We start from the raw sequence: 19,196 nt of genomic DNA, 5'->3' as shown, positions 1-19,196 counted from the left end.
CACCTACGGACTCACCACGATCGAAACAGCCAGCTGATTCCAATCGACATGCTCCTGAAGACGGCGGTTTACTTCTTCAAGCGTGATCGATTCATAGACTGGCAGCACTTTAAACAGGTCGGCACCGCGGAACTGATAACGTGTAAATTCATGCGCAATGTTCTCAGGGGAATTGAGCATGCGCAGGTAACCGCCCATTTTTTTCTTGCGGGCCCGCTCAAAATCATCCTCCCGGAATCCGCTGGCCTTCAGCTTATCGACTTCTTCGCGGATGCGGGCAAGCAGGGCGTCCGGATCCTTCGTATCCCCGCCGACCGCGGAGAACGCATACTCCGGCGAGCTGTTGTATTCGTGCCCGAAGCTGTCCGAGATCAGGTCGTCTTCATACAGCTTCTGATACAGCTCGGTGCTCGCCCCGAACAGAAGATCCATCATCAGCTTGGTGGTCAAATCCCGGCGCAGCTGCTCCTCACCAGACAAGCCCGTCTCCTTCTCCTTGAAGCCGAACAGGCACTTCGGCAGCGATACCGCAAGCCGGCTCTCGCGCCGCTTCTCGGCGACCTCCGTCGGCTCAGGATCGAAAATACGCTCAATCTTGCCCTGTTGATCATAAGATTTCCGCGCTTGGTTGGAACGGATCAAATTCATCGTCTCTTCCGGGTCCACCCCGCCGACCACGAACAGCAGCATATTGCTTGGATGATAGAATGCATTGTAACAGGTGTACAGGTCTTCCTTCGTGATCGTTCCGATGGACTCCACCGTGCCGGCAATATCAATATGAACGGGATGCACCTTATACATTGCCTCGATCAGCCCGAAATATACGCGCCAATCCGGGTTATCCTGGTACATATTGATTTCTTGGCCGATAATCCCCTTCTCCTTCTCGACGTTCTGGTCCGTAAAATAAGGGTTCTGAACGAAATCGATCAAGGTTTCCAGGTTTTCATGGATATGATCCGTAGCGGAGAATAGGTACACGGTCTGGTCAAAACTGGTGAAGGCGTTGGCGGAAGCTCCGTTGGAAGCAAATTTCGCAAAGATATCGCCCTCTGGCTCCTCGAACATTTTGTGCTCGAGAAAATGCGCGATCCCGTCGGGCACCCGAACCTCAGCTGCTCCCTCCACCTTGAAGTGATTGTCCACCGAACCGTATTTGGTAGCGAAGGTCGCATAGGTTTTCTGGAATCCGGGCTTTGGCAGCACATAGACGCGCAGCCCGTTATCCATCACCTCGTAATACAGCGTCTCCTGCAGGTTGTCATAATGAATGCGTTCCACGGGCTATTCCTCCTTTTGACCTTTCAGGAAGTAAATCGTGTCCAGTGAAAATGCGGAGGCCGCCTGCTTCACATCATCCGCGGACATGCGATCCACCTGATCGAGAAGCTCATCCGGCGTGCGCTCCTTGCCGGACAGCTGGCGGTTGAAATCATAGGCGATCATCTCGAAGGCCGAATCCTGCATTTCCTTGATCACGTTCCGGATCATGGCCTTCGTCTGGGACATCTCGATATCCGTAATGGCGCCTTGCGCCATATCATCCAGCTGCTTGCGGATGATATCCACCGCTTTGTCAAAATTTTGAACCTCAATGCCGGACTGGATCGTGGCGATGCCTTTATGCCCGTCATAGCGGGAAGAGGCGTAATAAGCGAGGCTTGCCTTCTCGCGCACGTTGACGAACAGCTTCGAATGCGGATATCCGCCAAGAATGCCGTTGTAAAGAAGGGCTGCGGCATACTCGTCGTCCCCGTACGTGATGGTGCTGCGGAGCCCCATGTTCAGCTTGCCCTGGTTAATGTCCAGCTGCTCGATGACCGTTTGGGTATCTCTAGCCGCCGCGCGCGTAACCGAAGGCTTGTAATCCTTGGTCTGCGTCCGGTCCAGCTTGAAGTGCTCCTCCACAAGCTTCTTTACTTCATCAAGGGTGGTATCGCCAACCACGTACAAATCAAGCACCGACTCATCCAGCCATTTCCGGTAAGCCTGATAAAGCCCATCCGGCGTGATTCCTTCGAGATCCTTGCGTTCTCCCAAAGGATGCAAACGGTAAGGCTCATCCTTGCACATTACCTCGATGCAGCGCTCGGCGGCGTAGCGGATTTTATCATTCACGATGGATTCGAGCTTCTTCCTTACGGTATCGCGCTCGGTCTGCACGTATGCTTTGCGGAATGCGCCGTTCTCGAGCACCGGCTCCGTAAACGCCTCGCCTAAAAATGCAAACGAAGAAGAAAGCAGGCTCTCCGGGCTGTTTACGAACGAATCGTTAATCGTGTCCATCCGGAAGTGAACGATCTGATAATCGCCCCGTTTATAAATATCGAAGCCAAAGCCGGCTCCATACAGCTGCTCAAGGCGTTCCCGGAACGCTCTGGTCTCGGGATAGGATACGGTTCCCCGGCGCAGCACGAATGGCGTCAGCGCGGTCGTTGTGACGGTATCTTCAGCTAAAGGGCTTCCGGCGTAAAGCGATATCGCAAATGTCTTGAATCGGCGCGTAGGCAGCACGTGGATCCGCATTCCACCGGCTGTGCCGTGTTCAAATTCGGTTTTCGTCAAGGTCCTTATCCCCTTACTTCGTGGATTGTCATTGCCATAATTTACTCATCATTTATCGTTCATTCTAACCCATTGCAAAGTGAAGAAGCAACCGAAGACAGGTCCCCGGTTGCTTGTAAAACGGCTTACATACAGAAGATATGCTGTCCGATGGTCTTGACCTGAGGCCGTGTCCAGATCCAAGGCGATGTCGCCGTTTTCGGGTTAAAGTAATAGAGACAGCCGCCGGTCGGATCCCAACCGTTGATGGCCTGGATCACCGCTTTTCTGGCATTTTCGTTTGGCTCGAGCCAAATTTGCCCGTCCGCGACGGCCGTGAATGCCCGCGGCTGAAAAATAACCCCGTGCGGCGTATTCGGGAAGCTTGGCGACTTGACCCGGTTTAAAATAACGGCTGCAACGGCAACCTGCCCTTCGAATGGTTCGCCCCGGGCTTCCCCATAAACCGCGTTGGCCATGATCTTAATGTCATTTTCAGATAAACCCATCGTATTCGAAGAGGCCAGGTTGTTGTCTCCCCCGCCGCCTGCATTCCCTGCATTCCCTCCGGCTCCGGCACCGGCATTGCCGCCTCCCCCTTCATGAAGCTTCGGCTCCGTCGGCTTAAAATCCTTCGTTGCATTGTACAGCTTCAGCTTGACCTTCGGTCCGACGATGCCGTCTACCTTCATTCCGAATTCGGATTGGAACCATTTCACCGCTCCCAACGTTTTGGAGCCGAATACGCTGTCGATTTTTCCATAATAAAAGCCCAAATGCTTTAGACGGCCCTGCAGCTCATATACATCCTCGCCATAGGAGCCGAATTTGATCGTTTGCTGGCTGAAAGTGGGTATCGCATCCTGTACTGCCGGATTGTCGTCTGCATGAAGGGTGCCTTGAGCGAATACCGTGCCTGATAACAGAATCGCCGTGCTTATCATAATCAAGATTCTCGAGTTTTTCATGCTGCGCTCTACCTTTCTCTTATGGTTTAACAAGCCTCGCTAACGTATATTATGACAAGCCTGCCATGTTCCTATGCACCTGATGAACCTTGGGCACGGAGCTGTATCGATGGGAGGAACGTTTCGTGCAGCAGGATGCTTTTTCACGACAAAAAGGGTGCCCGCGTGATCAAATGATCATTACGAGCACCCATTTTTAACGCAAATTAACACCATATACGCAAATCATGACCATTGCTTCATCCATGAAGCGATTCGCTTTGATCCAGCTCGACGCATGCCATGACAAGAGCGCCTACCCCGTGAAGGTCATTTTCGCAGCGGTCCCTCTGCACGTAATGCCTGTAATCGCCGACGCCTGTCCCGATACAAATATCGGGCATGATCAGCTGACCCCGTTCATTGTAGTATACCGCATCGACCAGTCCCTGGTACCCGCGCCGAGCATGCTCCAGGCACGAAGAATCCAGATGGCCCAGCCGCACGCCCTTTGCCAGTGTATACACAAAGAGGCTTGAGCATGACGTTTCCAGCCAATTATCCGGCTCCCCTCCTTTATCCAGCACCTGATACCATAGTCCGCTCGCCGGGTCCTGGCAGCCAACGAGAGCCTTGCATAAGTCGCGCAGCACCGGTATAAGCGTTGCCCTTCCCGCATGATCCTCAGGGAGCATATCAAGAAATTCGACAAGCGATAGCGCATACCATCCCACGGACCGCCCCCAATATTCGGGCGATTGGCCTGTGGCCGGATCGGCCCACGGCATATGCCTGCTCTCATCCCATGCATGGTAATACAAGCCGCTCGCTTCATTCCGCGTATTTTTTCGCATCAGCTGCTCCTGATACAGCACTTCATCATACAAATGCGGCTGCCCGTATTGCTGTCCGTATTTCATCGTAAACACGCCGCCCATGTACAGCCCGTCAAGCCACATCTGGTAAGGATACCGGTCCTTATGCCAATATCCTCCCTCGGTCGTCCGGTTCAAGGCAGACTGCAGGCGAAGCAGCTTATCCGCCGCTGCCTTGTATTTGCGCTCTGGCTTGATCGCGTCCAGCTCCAGCAGCAGCAGGCCGGCCTGAACGGAATCCAGCTCGCCGCGGTCCAGCAGTACATTCCCGTTTGTATCGACGAGATGATCGACATAACCTTTTATATATTCCAAATATCGCGCTTCTCCGCATCTCCTCCAGAGCTGGAACATTCCCGTCAGAAACACGCCCTGATGGTAATGCCATCTCCCGGCAGGCGGGAGCTCCTCAGGGGAAAATGTCTCCATGATGGAACGGCAGGCCTCGATGCCAAGCCGGAGTGGTGTAATGTCTGCGGGCGCTTTGTGCTGCGTTTGATTGGACATCTCTACTTCCTCCCTTTAGAGGTTGTTCAAAAAGTCATCTTTGATCACGAAGCGAATCAAAGTAACCCGGCATCGAATCTTGAATTCAGCCGGGCCGAAGCATAAGCTTCAGTGTTGAAAAACCGGACTTTTGAACTCGCTCTTTAAATGATCTGCTTGAGCTGAACATCAGAATACCGGTTTACAGAATAACGCCATCCTTGAAGATGGAGATTTCCCGGAAGCCGCCCATTTCGTTATGTGTCCGCCGCACCCCCGAGGCCAGCTGAAGGATCTGATCGGTCAATGCCTCCTCGAGCTCTTCCATACGGGCTCCTTCCACCAATGTTCCCGCATTGAAATCGATCCAATGGGGCTTACGGGCGGCGAGCTCCGAATTCGTAGAAATCTTTACCGTTGGCACTGGCCCGCCGAACGGCGTTCCTCTTCCCGTCGTGAAGAGCACGAGATGCGCTCCGGCCGCTGCAAGCGCCGTAACGGACACCAAATCATTGCCGGGAGCCTGAATCAGGTTCAATCCCGGGCGGCTAGACCTTTCGCCATATGGCAGGACAGCGGAAACGATGGCCGTTCCCCCCTTCTGCGTGCATCCCAGTGATTTTTCCTCCAACGTGGTTATGCCGCCGTCTTTGTTACCAGGGGAAGGATTTTCATAGATTTGCTGGCCATGGGAAATGAAGTACTGCTTGAAATCATTAATGAGCGACGTTATCTCTTGGAATACCTGCTCATTTTCCGCCCGTTCCATCAGGATCGTCTCCGCGCCGAACATTTCGGGCACCTCCGTCAGCAGCGCAGTGCCGCCTGCCGCTGTTACCCAATCCGCGATCCGGCCGGCAAGAGGGTTGGCGGTAATGCCGGAAAGCCCGTCGGAACCGCCGCATTTAAGCCCGATCTTCAGCAGCGACAACGGAAGCTCGGAACGCTGATAGCCCTCGGCATAATTCACAAGCTCCTCGATCATCGCCAGCCCGGATGCAAGCTCGTCTTCTACGTCCTGTGCACGCATGTATCGGACTCTGTCCGGCTCGTCTTCACCGATTAACGCCTGCATCTGGTCAATTTGATTGTTCTCGCAGCCCAATCCGACGATCAGCACGCCTGCGGCATTGCCGTGCCGCGCCAAGGAAGCAAGGAGGCGCTGGGTATGGGCCAGATCGTCCCCGAGCTGGGAACATCCGTACGGATGCGGGAAATGGTAAACCCCGTCAATTCCTCTTCCGCGAAACTGCTGGTCTGCCATCCGGGCGAGCTGCTCGCAGGTTTTATTGATGCAGCCGACGGTATTAATGATCCAAATTTCGTTGCGGATGCCGGCTTCGCCATTCCTGCGCAAATAGCCCTGGAACGTTGGCCCCGATTGTGCCGGATTGCCCGCCGGAACGAATGGCGGAGCGCTTGTACGGCCAGGCGTATATTGGTACTCCACCTCGCCGGCAAGTCCCGTCTTTAAATTATGCGTATGGACCCACGCCCCGGGTAAAATAAGCTGCGATGCCTTGCCGATGGAATAGCCGTACTTCAACACCGAGCGGTCCTTCTCGATGACCCGAAGCGCCACTTTATGTCCCTTCGGCACATCCTCGGCTAACTCGATAGCATGCTCTTTCCCATTGATGGTGACTACGGCATGTGCACCCGCCGTTAAAGGACGGAGCGCAACCCCTACATCATCTTTAGGGTGAAGGATGATTAAATCGGTCATGATTGCTTACGCTCCATTTCCTGAAGATTTCGGTGTACGCTCTGGACCAGCCCCGGAATATCGTTCAGCTTCTCGCCCCACAGCAGCTCCGAGCCCAAGATGGCATTCACCCGCTCGAGCCGGCTCCATTCCCCGCGGAGCTCCTTCTGCCACACGTCATGGAGAAACGCTAATGCGTCCGGATCGTCCCGGAGCAGCACCGGTTCGCCATCCAGACGGGTCCCGTGCCACTGATTATCGATCTGATGCGGCTGATAGAGCCTGATTAGCGACGACAGCGCCAGTGTGATTACGTCAGGGAGCTTGCCGTACTGATCCGCATAGCCCTTCAGGCCGGGGAGCAGCCGCACTCTGAATTTGGAAACGCTGTTCATGGCGATGTCGCCCAGCTTATGCCGGATAAAAGGGTTAAGGAACCGCTCCCAAACCGCATCGGCGTACAGCTTTGCGGATTCTGGAGGCAGCGGGACCAACGGGACGATTTCGTTCAGCATGGCTTCTCGAATCCGCGCTCCCCACATCGGGTGCTCAGCTGCCTCCCTGACCTCGCTTACACCGTGTAGCAGGCCGATCAGCGCCATTAATGTATGGGTCCCGTTCAGAATCCGCACCTTGCGGATCTGATAGGGAGACAGATCCGGAACCCATTCCACCTGCAGTCCAGCTGCTTTCAGCGGCAGCCTCCCGTCCAGAGAAGGATCCCCTTCAATCGCCCAGAAGTAATAAGGCTCTGCTGTATTCAGCAGTCGGTCCTCAAAGCCCCATTCGCGAAAATATTCCGGCGCATTGTCGGGATATCCGGTCACGATTCGATCGACCAGTGAATTCAGAAACATATTGCATTCGTCTAACCATTTCCTGAATGCGTCAGACAGTCCCCAATCGTCCGCATGCCGGAGCACAATCGCCTTCAAGGCGTCTCCGTTCCGCTCCAGCAGCTCGCACGGCATGATCATCAGGCCTTTGCCGGGATCTCCCCGGAAATGCTCGAACCGTCGATTCAGAAGCATAGTCAGCTTCCCGGGATAAGTGGCCGGCGGCTCGGAAGGAGTCCAAGGGATCTCCTCATAACAAATTCCGGCCTCGGTCGTATTGGACACAATGAGATCAAGCTCTGGGTTTTCAGCCATCGACAGGAATGTCTCCCACTCCGAATAAGGATCGATAAATCTTGAAAATATGGAAATCAGCTGCCGTTCTTCGATTTCATGTCCGTTTTGAATTCCTTTGATCAGCAGCCCATAAATTCCGTCCTGATCGCGTAGCTGGTCCAGCTTATATTTACCACCCGGCCTCGGCTGGCTGACGGCCACGCTGCCCCGGAACAATCCCTGACGGTTGCACTCAAACAGCATCCAATCGATAAACCCTCTCAAAAAATTGCCTTCTCCAATCTGCAATGCTCTTACGGGATAACTGCGGGCATCCGTCTCCGGCTTTAGCTTCCCTGCCTCCCCCTGCTGCAGCGTATGGCGGTTAAGCAGCGGAAGCGTATCTTCACGCATCGTATCCATCGTCATGCTCCTTCTCTCGACTGTCCGAATCGGAAGTAGGCTTCTGCATTGTAATAGCAAATATCCTGGACAATTCCGCCCAGCCATGGCAGATCTGCCGGGGCTTCCCCTTTCGTGACCCAGTCTCCGATGAGATCGCACAGCACCCGCCGGAAGTATTCATGACGCGTATAGGACAGAAAGCTTCTGGAATCGGTCAGCATGCCGACAAAGCGGCTGAGCAGCCCCATATTTCCGAGCTTGCTCATCTGATCCATCATGCCGTCTTTCGTATCGTTGAACCACCAGGCCGATCCGAACTGGATTTTCCCCGCAATTCCATCTCCCTGGAAGCTTCCGATGAGCGCAGCAAGAATGTCGTTGTCTCTAGGGTTCAATGAATACAGAATCGTTCTCGGAAGCGCTTGTTCTTGATCCAGGCGGTCCAATAAACGGACCAGCGGCTCGGCAATCAAGCCGTCGTGTATCGAATCATAACCGGTATCCGGACCAAGCTGCCGGAACATCCGGGTGTTATTGTTCCGATGAGCGTTAATATGAAATTGCATCGCCCATCCCAGCTTTGCGTACATCCGACCCAGCTCAAGCAGTGTTGCGGTCTTGAACTGCTCTTCTTCTTCACGGGAAACCGGACGCCCTTCAAGCGCTTTCAAAAAGATGTCTGCGACTTGACGCTCCGTTGCTTCGCGGTACGGCACAAAGTCGAGGGCATGATCCGAAACCCGTCCCCCAACCGAATGGAAAAATTGTACCCGATCCGACAACGCCTCCAAAAATTCGGTGTAGCTTCCAATGTCCTTCCCGCACCGCTCCGACAGCTGCTTCACCCAGCCCGTGAAGGTCGGACGGTTGATTTCAAGCGCCTTGTCCGGCCGGAAGGAAGGCAGCATCTGAAACCGGCTTTCCCCTTCTTGCGCTAGCTTGATATGGTATTCCAGGGAATCCGCCGGATCATCCGTCGTGCACACCACTTTCACCCCACTTGAAGCGATGAGCCCCCGTGTCGTGAAATCATCCTCCATTAAACGCGCATTGGCCGCTTCCCATATACGCGGCGCATTTTGCTCATTGATGATCTCCTGAATCCCGAACAACCGCCGCAGCTCCAGATGGGACCAATGGAATAACGGATTGCCGAGGGTTTTGGGAACCGTTTTCGACCAGGCAAGGAATCGGTCATAGTCCTGAACGCCTTCTCCTCCGGTGATATGGGCCTCATCTATGCCATTGGCCCGCATGGCCCGCCATTTGTAGTGGTCTCCGTTGATCCATGCCTCGGTCAAATTGCCGAACCTGTGGTTGTCGTAAATCATTTGCGGATTTAAGTGACAGTGGTAGTCGATGATCGGCATGTTCTTCGCATAATTATGGTATAAGTTCTGGGCTGTCTCGCTGTTCAACAAAAAATGCTCATCCATAAATGCCTTCAATGGGTTCACCTGCCATCTCTTTAGATTACTTCTAATCATACGGCATCATCGGTTGTATTTCTTCACGTTTATTGCTTACTTCGTTTAAAAATCAACATATCTTGCTTTTTTATTCCCGGCCCGCCTGATAGAATTAGAATTAAGATGATGAAACCCAAAAACTGACCGGATAATCAAAAGGAGGGCACAGCGATATGCCAGTCGATCATCACATGGTCTCTTTTGGCAACGAAGAAGAGGAATTTTACTATCATCGCATTCATCGGACGCGGCCCTTCGAGCGGAATAACCATTATCACGGAACGTACGAGATCTATTATCTGATCTCCGGTGAACGCAGTTATTTCATTAAAGAAAAGCTATATTCGATCCAAGCCGGAGATCTGATCCTGATCAACAAATTCGATGTTCATAAAACATCCGGCCAAGGCGATCCCGAGCATGAGCGCATTGTCATTAATTTCAGCGACTCCTTCCTGGGCAGCGGTCATCCGTTCCTGCCCGCCGGCTTGCTGACGATGTTCGAGCTGGACCAGCCCGTACTGCGGCTGAGTCCTTCCGAGCAGAGCAGCGTCATGCAAATTCTCGACAGCATGGCTGCCGAAATCTTGAACCGGCCTTCAGCCTTCGAGCATATGCTCCGCCTGCTGCTGACAGAACTGCTGATCAAGGCGAACCGCTTGTCCGCTTCCGCCATAAAGCCTGCGTCACCGTCCTTGAACCCGCTGCATCAGAAAATTACGGATGTCGTCCAGTTTATCAACAGCCATTATCCGCTCAAAATCACGCTCAAGCAGCTCTCCGATACCTTTTACATCAGTCCGTTCTACCTCAGCCGCATATTCAAGGAAATCACCGGCTTTACGATCGTCAATTATATTCAGCTGACGCGGATCCGGGAGGCCCAGCGGCTGCTGGTCAGCACCGACCTGCGGATCGTCGATATTGCGGAGACCGTCGGATTTGAAAGCCTGACCCATTTTGACCGCACATTCAAAAAAATGACCAGCATGACCGCAAGCCGATACCGGAAGTTGAATAGCCAAGTATAAACACTCATGACGACAGCTCATCCTTGCCACAGTTGACGGCGATGATATCAGGAGCTAACTCATAAACCATCCCCGACTTGCTTATCACCCGCTTTTTTCGTTCATCCCATATATATAAAAAACCGGAAAGGGCGTTTCTTCATCCATAAGAAACGCCCTTTCCGGACCTGATTGGCTTAAACTTCATCAGCTTATTCGGTTTTGCTGCTGCTGATACTGCTCCATCGACATCAGCACTTCGCGTGGCTTGCTGCCCTCATAGGGACCTATAACCCCGCGGGCTTCCATGGAATCGATGAGCCGCGCCGCTCGGGTATAGCCGACGCGCATTCTCCGCTGCAGCAAGGAAACGGAGGCCTGCTTCGCTTCAAGGACGATGGTGACCGCCTGATCGTACAGCTCATCGAGCTCCTCATCCTCGGATTGCGCGGACTCCTCAATCTCCGGAACAAGCGATTCGTCGTATTCCGCCTGCCCCTGATCGCGCACGAAGGAGACGATATTCTCAACCTCCTGGTCGCTCATAAAAGCTCCCTGTACGCGAATCGGTTTGGATGACCCCATTGGCATAAACAGCATGTCGCCACGGCCAAGGAGCTTCTCCGCACCGGCCATATCGAGTATGGTCCGTGAGTCGACCTGAGAGGAAACGCCAAAGGCGATCCGTGAAGGGATATTCGCTTTGATAACGCCCGTAATGACATCGACCGACGGCCGCTGCGTGGCTATGATCAGATGGATGCCCGCGGCACGGGCCATCTGCGCGAGACGGGTAATAGCATCCTCCACGTCGTTAGCCGCTACCATCATCAAGTCTGCGAGCTCGTCCACGATAACGACGATATATGGCAAAACCGCCGCCGGATTATCATTCATTAGATTGTTATAACCTTCGATATTGCGGGTGCCTGACTTGGAGAAGAGATCGTAGCGCTTCTCCATTTCGACCACAATTTTCTTCAAGGCGAGCGACGCCCGCTTCGGATCGGTCACGACCGGTGCCATCAAATGCGGAATCCCGTTATAAACATTGAGCTCGACCATCTTCGGATCGACCATCAGGAACTTGACTTCATCCGGCTTGGCTTTATACAGAATGCTCGTAATGATCCCGTTGATACAGACCGATTTACCCGACCCTGTCGCACCTGCGACGAGCAAATGGGGCATCCGTGCCAGGTTGCCGACGATCGTCTGGCCCGAAATATCCCGGCCAAAGGCGATCGACAGCTTCGATTCGGCCTCCTGGAAGATCGGTGTCTCCATAACCTCACGCATGGTTACAATGGATACCTCATTATTCGGGACTTCGATGCCGATGGCGGATTTGCCCGGAATCGGTGCCTCCATCCGAATATCCTTGGCAGCCAGCGCAAGGGCGATGTCATCCGTCAGGTTGACGATTCGGCTGACCTTTACGCCGATATCCGGCTGGATTTCATAGCGGGTCACCGAAGGCCCTCTTACGACCTCCAGCACCTTGGCACGGACGCCGAAGCTTTCCAGCGTAGCTTCCAGCTTGCGGGCCGTCTGCATGTAATCGCTCTGATCCCCGCCTTTTCCACCATTCTTCGGCTTGGACAGCAAACGGAAAGGAGGCAGCTTATAAGGCTTAGGCGGTGGTGCGGGAGGCGCGGCAGGGATGGATTCTTCGGCTCCATTCCCGGCACCATCCAAGCTGTTTGCGCCTGCTGCTGCGCCGTCTCCCTCTGCTACGGCTTGGCCGTCATCGACCGCAGCTTCCGAATGCTGCAGCGATACGTCCATTCCCTGTTCGCCGATTGGCCCGTCCAAATCATCAGCCTCCTCGTGCAGGCTGCCTTCCTGCTTCACCTGCTCGAAGAAATCACGGATAATCGGCGAGGAAGGAGCGCCTGAATGTTCGGCTGCTTCCGGTGACAAATGCGGTTCATCGTCATTCCGGTACAGAACCTTCTCGTCTTGATCATGAACTCCGTTCCCGGCCGTAAATACCGGTGCTTGGTCATCATCATGATCATCGTTGAAATCGGGCGCTGCCTGAGCCGTTTTCTGACCCTTGCCGCCAAACAGCTGGAAAAACTGCGGGGCTTTACGACGCGGCAGCCGCAGCTCCTCCATATCGTCCAAATCATCATCAAAATCGTCCGGCAGCGGCGTCCGCTCTTCCTTCGCGGCTGTTCTGGCAGCGGCTTTGGCCTTCGTCTGCCGACTGTTCATCTTCTTCTGCAGCCGTTCTCCCGCCTTGACGACTCTTACGCGGAACATTCGCATCAAATCCACATAAGACAAGTTCGTAATCAGCATAAAGCTGATAAACAGCATGACGATGACAATAAGTCTTGCGCCAAGGCTGCCAAACAGCATGATCAACAGCGCAAACTGTAAGGCTCCGACATATCCTCCGCTGATATCTCTGCCCATAACGGGGTGTTGATCGCTGCGAACCTCCCCATGCAGAAGCTCTCCTTGCAAATCGCTATGTATCTGGCTCATCACATTCGAAGCAGTCAACTGCCCGATGGGAGCCAGCTTGGATCCCAAGCCTGCGATGCTGCTCATCAATGTGAGCGCTAAGACCAGAAGAAGAACGCCGGTTCGTCTGCTGTTCCAACGACGCGGCCATTTACGGTGAATCATCACCATTAATCCGTAATAGATACCGATCAGGGGGATGATGAAATAATATTTGCCAAGCAAATATCCCGACATCTTGGCCAGGGAACGTCCGACCGGCGCCTCTCCGGATAACGCAATCACCGAGAGAGTCATGAGCACGATCCCGTAGATTTCATACTTCAGTACGGCTGCAAAGGCAGCCTTCTTCTTTTTTCTGCGCTTCGCCAAAAAGTCTCACCCCCGAAACCATATTATAGCATAAATTCGGTGGCGTACCTATGTTCTGTTTTCAGCCTTTAGCCTCATTTTCATCGGCTGCGATCGTCGGAATATAGCGAACGATACTGCCCGGAGCATAGCTGGAATTCAAGTAATGCTCGAGCCCGCAATCCAGGAGACGGACGATCCGGGCCTGCTCCTCTCCCATCGGTTCGACTTCCATCAGGACGCCTCCGATACGGACCTCTCTGAAGCGACTGCCCGGCTCTATAACGTCCGCACCTGGAGCCAGGCTCCGCTCAAGTGGAATAATGCTGTACCAGCTCATTGCGTGATCCCCCCCGGGCTGACTGCTTTACGCTCGGCAATCATGTGATTCAGCCGGTGCAGTGCTTGACCGATCCCTCCGACTTCATCCATCAGCCCGTATTCGACCGCATCGGAGCCCGATACCGCCGTACCGATGTCCCGGTTTAGCTCGCCTGTCTTGAACATGAGATCCTTAAACTGCTCCTCTGTGATCCGGGAGTGACTCGTGACAAACCGGACGACTCGCTCCTGCATCTTCTCCATATACTCGAACGTTTGCGGTACACCGATCACAAGGCCGCTCATCCGAATCGGATGGATCGTCATTGTCGCGCTTTCCGCGATGAACGAATGATCGGCTGCAACGGCTATCGGCACTCCGATGCTGTGCCCGCCTCCGATAACCACCGTGACGGTCGGTTTTGTCAGCGATGCGATCATCTCGGCGATGGCCAGGCCGGCCTCTACGTCTCCGCCTACCGTATTAAGAATAATGAGAAGTCCTTCAATCTTCGGATTCTGCTCGGCTGCCACGAGCTGCGGGATCATATGCTCGTATTTCGTTGTTTTATTTTGCGGAGGCAGCACGAAATGCCCCTCGATTTGGCCGATTATGGTCATGCAGAATACATTGGATTCATTGCCGACCGGCACTCCGGTTTGGCCAAGCTGGGTGATCGCTTCCGTTACGGCACTCTTCTTGCCCTCTTCGGCCGGAGCCGCCGGCGCTTCGGTTTCCCCGGTAATGCCGGCTCCCTTTCTGCCGGTAAACTCTAGCTCATTTTGCATAACGCCATCCCTGCCTTTCCACTTATTCTTGGGCTTTAGCTATATCCATAGCTGACCCTTAGTATGGCAAGCGGCGGCATAGTTTTATGCTTGCCGCAGGGATCGGCGTGCACGCCTTCATATTTTTTTCAAGCTATCCTTGTGCATGACGCGGCCGATTCCGACGCCAGCAGGCGTCCTCGACAGTACCTTCTCCCGGCAAACCCTCCGATAACATGATCGATGGCCAATCCGCCACGAACTGGATTTTCGCTTGTAGGTCGATGGAATCCCTGCGGTTTGTAAGACAACATAAAAAGCCCCTCTTTCGCGGAAACCGTCCAATTATTACCTGCGAAAGAGAGGCGACTGTGTGCCTGATTATTTTTGAGGTCGTTATGCTATAACGACAATTACACTTCCATGATGATCGGCAGGATCATCGGTCTGCGGCGCGTCTGCTCGTACAAGAAGCGTCCGAGAGCGTCCTTGACGCTTGTTTTCAGTGACGCCCACTCGTTTACGTTCTCACTCATCAGCTTCTGAAGCGTGCTGGAAACGATACGGTTGGCCTCATCCAGGAGACCTTCAGATTCACGGACATAAACGAATCCGCGAGAAATGATATCCGGACCGGATACGATGGAGCCGTTCTGCTTGCTCAAGGTAACGACAACGACGAGGATGCCGTCTTGGGACAACAGCTTCCGGTCACGCAGCACGATGTTGCCTACGTCGCCTACACCGAGCCCGTCAATCAGAACGTTGCCTGCGGTTACCTTGCCGGCCTTGCGGGCGGCACCGCCTTGAATCTCTACGATCTCCCCGATATCGGTAATGAAGATGTTGTCCGGGTCGACGCCGACGGACTCTGCAAGCAGAGCGTGACGGCGCTGCATCCGGTATTCCCCGTGAACAGGGATGAAAAATTGCGGTTTCATCAGGTTCAGCATCAGCTTCAGCTCTTCCTGGCTTCCGTGTCCCGAAACGTGCACACCGGAATTGGAACCGCTGTAAATCACATCGGCACCGAGTCGGAACAGCTCGTCGATCGTGCGGCCGACGTACTTCTCATTGCCAGGAACCGGAGTTGCCGCAATGATAACCGTATCGCCAGGCAAAATATCCACCTTGCGGTGGGTCGAGCGCGCCATGCGCGTAAGCGCAGACATCGGCTCTCCCTGACTGCCTGTACACAATACGACCACGCGGTCGGCTGCCATCTTGTTAACCTCTTCCGGCTCGATCAGCATGCCGTCCGGGATATGAAGATATCCAAGCTCGGCTGCGATCGAGACGACGTTCACCATGCTTCTTCCGATTACCGTAACCTTGCGGCCGGTAGATTCGGCAGCATTCACCACTTGCTGGATCCGGTGCACATTCGATGCGAATGTAGCCACCACCACGCGCTGCTCGGCCTTGCGGAAAATATCTTCAAGAACGATGCCCACATTTTTCTCCGATGGCGTAAAGCCGGGTCTTTCCGCATTGGTGCTGTCGGACAGAAGGGCGAGAACGCCCTTGCTTCCGATTTCAGCCATCCGCTGCAAATCCGCATATTGGTCATTGACCGGCGTATGGTCGAATTTAAAGTCCCCTGTATGCACCACATTGCCTTCAGGCGTCTCGATGCAGATGCCGACCGAATCCGGGATACTGTGGTTGGTCTTGAAGAAGGTCGCTTTCATGGTGTTTCCGAGCTTGACTTCTGAATCGGCATGAATCAGAATCCGTTTCGTTTCGCCCAGCAGATTCGCTTCCCTGAGCTTATTCTCCACCAATCCGAGCGTCAATTTCGTTCCGTACACCGGAACATTCAAGTGCTTCAACACGTACGGGAGTCCGCCAATATGATCCTCGTGACCGTGAGTCAGCAAAATCCCTCTCACCTTGTCGCGATTTTCCGTTAAATAGCTAATATCAGGAATAACGATATCAATTCCAAGCATATCTTCTTCTGGGAACTTCAGCCCAGCATCCACGACTACGATGTCATTGGCATATTGGATGACATACATGTTTTTCCCGATCTCACCGACGCCGCCCAAGGCAAAAATCGATAGTTTATCGCTGCTTATTTTCTTAGACAAATGTATCTAACCCTCCTATAGTTTTGGACGTCGTACCATTGTTATATTTAAATTTCAAAAAAATACCGCACCCAGTCACTTGAATTCATTATACATGATGAAAAAGTGAAAACACAAGTCAGCCGCCTACGTGTCCCATAGGATGCCCGAAACGGTGCGGTTTCAAACGAAAGAAGCCGCTGCCTTGTTCAGGCAGCGGCTGTACGTTTACTCGGTTTTGAAGCAGGTATATTACAATGACGCCAGCATCGAACGGATGAACGATGCTTCGCTTTCACTCGGCGAGACGAGCGGCAGGCGGACATCCCCTACCTGATAGCCTCTTTCATTCAGGGCGAACTTAACGGCGGACGGGTTTGGAAGCGGGTCCGGACACTCGAACAGTCCCTTGAACAGCGGGAATAACGATTGGTGAAGCTTTGCAGCTTCCTGCACATTCCCGGCAACATATGCATCGATCATATCCTTCATCCGTGCACCGGCAATATGACTTGCAACACTCACGATACCATAAGCGCCTACCGCCAGAGCCGGCAGCGCTGCAGAGTCATCGCCGGAATAGACGATAAATCCTTCCGGTGCGCCTGCAGCGATCGCAGTCACCTGATCGATCGAGGCGCATTCCTTCGTGGCAACGATATTCGGCAATTGCGCCAACCGCAACGTCGTGGCGGTGCTCAAGCTGACTCCCGTGCGTCCCGGCACGTTATATAGCATGACAGGCAGCGAGGTTGCTGCTGCGATTGCCTCAAAATGCTTATACAGACCTTCTTGATTCGGTTTATTGTAATATGGAGCAACCAGCAAAATGCCGTCGACCCCGCAAGCTTCCGCTTTCTTCGTCAATTCGACGGAATGTGCGGTATTGTTGCTGCCTGTGCCTGCGATAATTTTGCATCTTCCGGCCGCCTGCTTTACAGCGAATGCGAACAATTCGAGCTTTTCCGATTCGCTCAGCGTGGGAGACTCGCCGGTTGTGCCGGCGATCACGAGGGAGTCTGATTTTTGATCCGCAATCAAATGCTCAATTAATCTTGCCGTCTCGTCCCAATTGATCTCGCCGCTGCGATCGAACGGGGTTACCATGGCCGTAATCAATCTTCCGAAATCCACAATGATTCCTCCTTAGCTTTTTCCCGTATACGGGAAAACCTGCTTCATTCTCTACATAGCATATCCTAAATCAGGGCAATCTGCATTACCCATACCTTAATCCCGTACCGATAAATTGATAAACGATGATGTCACACAAACCTGGAAAAACGACACGGATCTATCGATGAAGCTCAAATTTGCTGTGCAGCGCGCGCAGCGCCTGAGCCATATCTTCTTTTTTGACAAGCACCCAAATCGTTGTATTGGAGTCAGCCGATTGCAAAATCGAAATATCGTGCTCGCTAAGTGATTCGACAATTTTCGCCATAATGCCAGGCACACCGTTAATGCCGCCTCCGATTACCGATACCTTCGCGCACCCGGATAAGCTTCTTGGCTTCAATCCAAGGTTCTGCAGCACCTCGATCGCTTTTTCCGAATCGCTGTCGAATACGGTATAAACAACCCCCGTCGGGGTAACATTAATAAAGTCTACGCTGATCGAATGCTCAGCCATTGATTTGAATACCTTCAGCTGTAAGCCTTCGGTCCGATCGCACTCGACCGAAATTTGGGTAATGTTGCTCACATAAGCAACGCCGGTCACATAACGGTCTACAATACCGGATTGGATATCTCTGAATCCTTCAGGCTGGGTCACAAGCGTTCCTTCGCTATCCGAGAAGGTCGAACGGACGCGAACCGGAATTTGGGACTGCATCGCGATCTCCACCGCTCTCGGATGAATGACCTTGGCCCCCTGATGGGCCATGTTGCAAATCTCCGTGTAGCTTACATAGCTTAACGGCTTGGCATCCTCTACAATCCGGGGATCTGCCGTCAAAATGCCGTTGACATCGGTATAGATATCCACCATTTCAGCGCGAAGCGCCGCACCCAGTGCTGTTGCGGAGGTGTCACTGCCTCCTCTGCCGAGCGTCGTTAAATCACCCGAATCGGTCTGCCCCTGAAAGCCCGTCACGATCACGACCTGATATAACTCCAGCTCCTGCAACACCCGGTCAGGCTTCACATCCTTGATGCGTGCATTGCCGAAATGATTGTCGGTTAGAAATCCGGCTTGGGCGCCCGTCAGAACCGTAGCAGTAATGCCCTCATGGTGGAGCAGGCTGCACAGGGTTGTCGCCGATATCACTTCTCCACAGCCCAGCAGCATGTCCCTTTCCCTGCTTGGTAGTGCATTTCCGTTATGCTCGATCCAATCAAGCAGGGTGTCTGTTGCGTAGGGTTCCCCACGTCGTCCCATCGCGGACACCACGACAACCAATCGATACTGATTGTCCAACTCGCGCCGGATGTGTCCGATAACATGGGTTCTCGCTTGCGGTGTGGACAACGAAGTGCCTCCGAATTTTTGAACTAAGATGCGCATGCATATTCCTCCGTTTATCTATGCCCGGGAGCGTGAAAACTCGGGGCCGACCGACTGAAACGGCCCGCTATTTAGCCTGGCCGCTTCGGTTCGTGCAGGTTGATTTCAGCAAAACTCCATGGTCTGCTGTTTTTCGAATGTTAA

The 19,196-nt window shown here is 53.4% G+C and carries 14 protein-coding genes; 1 reads left to right on the top strand and 13 read right to left on the bottom strand.

The annotated features are described in order from the left end of the window. Positions 1–3: 3 nt before the first annotated feature. From NSQ46_RS11530 to uxaC, 7 genes are all read right to left on the bottom strand, one after another. On the bottom strand, positions 4–1,284 hold the full coding sequence (locus tag NSQ46_RS11530) for a pitrilysin family protein (RefSeq protein ID WP_007128686.1): 1,281 nt from the start codon (positions 1,282–1,284) through the stop codon (positions 4–6). A 3-nt stretch (positions 1,285–1,287) separates the two neighbouring features. Further along, entirely contained in the window at positions 1,288–2,568 is a 1,281-nt protein-coding gene (locus NSQ46_RS11525) for a pitrilysin family protein (protein ID WP_007128687.1), read from the bottom strand. Positions 2,569–2,693: 125 nt separating this feature from the next. Then, entirely contained in the window at positions 2,694–3,515 is an 822-nt protein-coding gene (sleB, locus tag NSQ46_RS11520; protein ID WP_007128688.1) for a spore cortex-lytic enzyme, read from the bottom strand. Positions 3,516–3,754: 239 nt separating this feature from the next. Next, on the bottom strand, positions 3,755–4,876 hold the full coding sequence (locus tag NSQ46_RS11515) for a glycoside hydrolase family 88 protein (protein WP_210095123.1): 1,122 nt from the start codon (positions 4,874–4,876) through the stop codon (positions 3,755–3,757). 181 nt (positions 4,877–5,057) lie between these two features. Then, a complete protein-coding gene (locus NSQ46_RS11510) occupies positions 5,058–6,581 on the bottom strand; it encodes an altronate dehydratase family protein (protein ID WP_342576778.1) in 1,524 nt (507 codons plus the stop codon). Further along, on the bottom strand, positions 6,578–8,095 hold the full coding sequence (locus NSQ46_RS11505) for a tagaturonate reductase (protein WP_342576777.1): 1,518 nt from the start codon (positions 8,093–8,095) through the stop codon (positions 6,578–6,580). The genes NSQ46_RS11510 and NSQ46_RS11505 overlap by 4 nt, the downstream gene beginning before the upstream one ends. A gap of 2 nt (positions 8,096–8,097) precedes the next feature. After that, complete coding sequence (uxaC, locus tag NSQ46_RS11500) at positions 8,098–9,525, bottom strand: glucuronate isomerase (protein WP_210095135.1); 1,428 nt, start codon at positions 9,523–9,525, stop codon at positions 8,098–8,100. A 194-nt stretch (positions 9,526–9,719) separates the two neighbouring features. Here uxaC and NSQ46_RS11495 point away from each other — a divergent pair, with 194 nt between their 5' ends. Next, a complete protein-coding gene (locus NSQ46_RS11495) occupies positions 9,720–10,577 on the top strand; it encodes an AraC family transcriptional regulator (RefSeq protein WP_342576776.1) in 858 nt (285 codons plus the stop codon). Positions 10,578–10,763: 186 nt separating this feature from the next. Here NSQ46_RS11495 and NSQ46_RS11490 read toward each other — a convergent pair whose 3' ends face one another. The 6 genes from NSQ46_RS11490 to dapG all read right to left on the bottom strand — a co-directional run bounded on the left by NSQ46_RS11490 (position 10,764) and on the right by dapG (position 19,052). Beyond that, on the bottom strand, positions 10,764–13,403 hold the full coding sequence (locus NSQ46_RS11490) for a DNA translocase FtsK 4TM domain-containing protein (protein WP_342576775.1): 2,640 nt from the start codon (positions 13,401–13,403) through the stop codon (positions 10,764–10,766). 61 nt (positions 13,404–13,464) lie between these two features. Continuing rightward, the gene (locus NSQ46_RS11485) at positions 13,465–13,722 is read right to left on the bottom strand and encodes a YlzJ-like family protein (RefSeq protein ID WP_342576774.1); all 258 of its coding nucleotides are present in this window, start codon (positions 13,720–13,722) and stop codon (positions 13,465–13,467) included. After that, complete coding sequence (locus NSQ46_RS11480) at positions 13,719–14,492, bottom strand: ATP-dependent Clp protease proteolytic subunit (RefSeq protein ID WP_007128696.1); 774 nt, start codon at positions 14,490–14,492, stop codon at positions 13,719–13,721. The genes NSQ46_RS11485 and NSQ46_RS11480 overlap by 4 nt, the downstream gene beginning before the upstream one ends. A 392-nt stretch (positions 14,493–14,884) precedes the next feature. Further along, complete coding sequence (locus tag NSQ46_RS11475; protein ID WP_007128697.1) at positions 14,885–16,564, bottom strand: ribonuclease J; 1,680 nt, start codon at positions 16,562–16,564, stop codon at positions 14,885–14,887. Between the two features lie 231 nt (positions 16,565–16,795). Beyond that, positions 16,796–17,677 carry a 4-hydroxy-tetrahydrodipicolinate synthase gene (gene dapA / locus NSQ46_RS11470; protein WP_210095128.1) on the bottom strand — a complete coding sequence of 294 codons (882 nt, stop codon included), beginning with the start codon at positions 17,675–17,677 and terminating at the stop codon, positions 16,796–16,798. 160 nt (positions 17,678–17,837) lie between these two features. Further along, the gene (gene dapG, locus NSQ46_RS11465) at positions 17,838–19,052 is read right to left on the bottom strand and encodes an aspartate kinase (protein ID WP_342576773.1); all 1,215 of its coding nucleotides are present in this window, start codon (positions 19,050–19,052) and stop codon (positions 17,838–17,840) included. Positions 19,053–19,196 lie beyond the last annotated feature (144 nt).

The organism is Paenibacillus sp. FSL M8-0142, from assembly GCF_038597315.1.
Lineage (GTDB): Bacteria > Bacillota > Bacilli > Paenibacillales > Paenibacillaceae > Paenibacillus_AQ > Paenibacillus_AQ lactis.
Note: the sequence above shows the minus strand (reverse complement) of the source record. Positions and strands in the feature narration are given on the sequence as shown.

Excerpts from the sequence above, each read along its gene's own strand:
- sleB (WP_007128688.1), bottom strand. The coding sequence starts at position 3,515 with ATGAAAAACTCGAGAATCTTGATTATGATAAGCACGGCGATTCTGTTA.
- NSQ46_RS11515 (WP_210095123.1), bottom strand. The coding sequence starts at position 4,876 with ATGTCCAATCAAACGCAGCACAAAGCGCCCGCAGACATTACACCACTC.
- NSQ46_RS11510 (WP_342576778.1), bottom strand. The coding sequence starts at position 6,581 with ATGACCGATTTAATCATCCTTCACCCTAAAGATGATGTAGGGGTTGCG.
- NSQ46_RS11505 (WP_342576777.1), bottom strand. The coding sequence starts at position 8,095 with ATGGATACGATGCGTGAAGATACGCTTCCGCTGCTTAACCGCCATACG.
- NSQ46_RS11495 (WP_342576776.1), top strand. The coding sequence starts at position 9,720 with ATGCCAGTCGATCATCACATGGTCTCTTTTGGCAACGAAGAAGAGGAA.
- NSQ46_RS11485 (WP_342576774.1), bottom strand. The coding sequence starts at position 13,722 with ATGAGCTGGTACAGCATTATTCCACTTGAGCGGAGCCTGGCTCCAGGT.
- NSQ46_RS11480 (WP_007128696.1), bottom strand. The coding sequence starts at position 14,492 with ATGCAAAATGAGCTAGAGTTTACCGGCAGAAAGGGAGCCGGCATTACC.
- dapG (WP_342576773.1), bottom strand. The coding sequence starts at position 19,052 with ATGCGCATCTTAGTTCAAAAATTCGGAGGCACTTCGTTGTCCACACCG.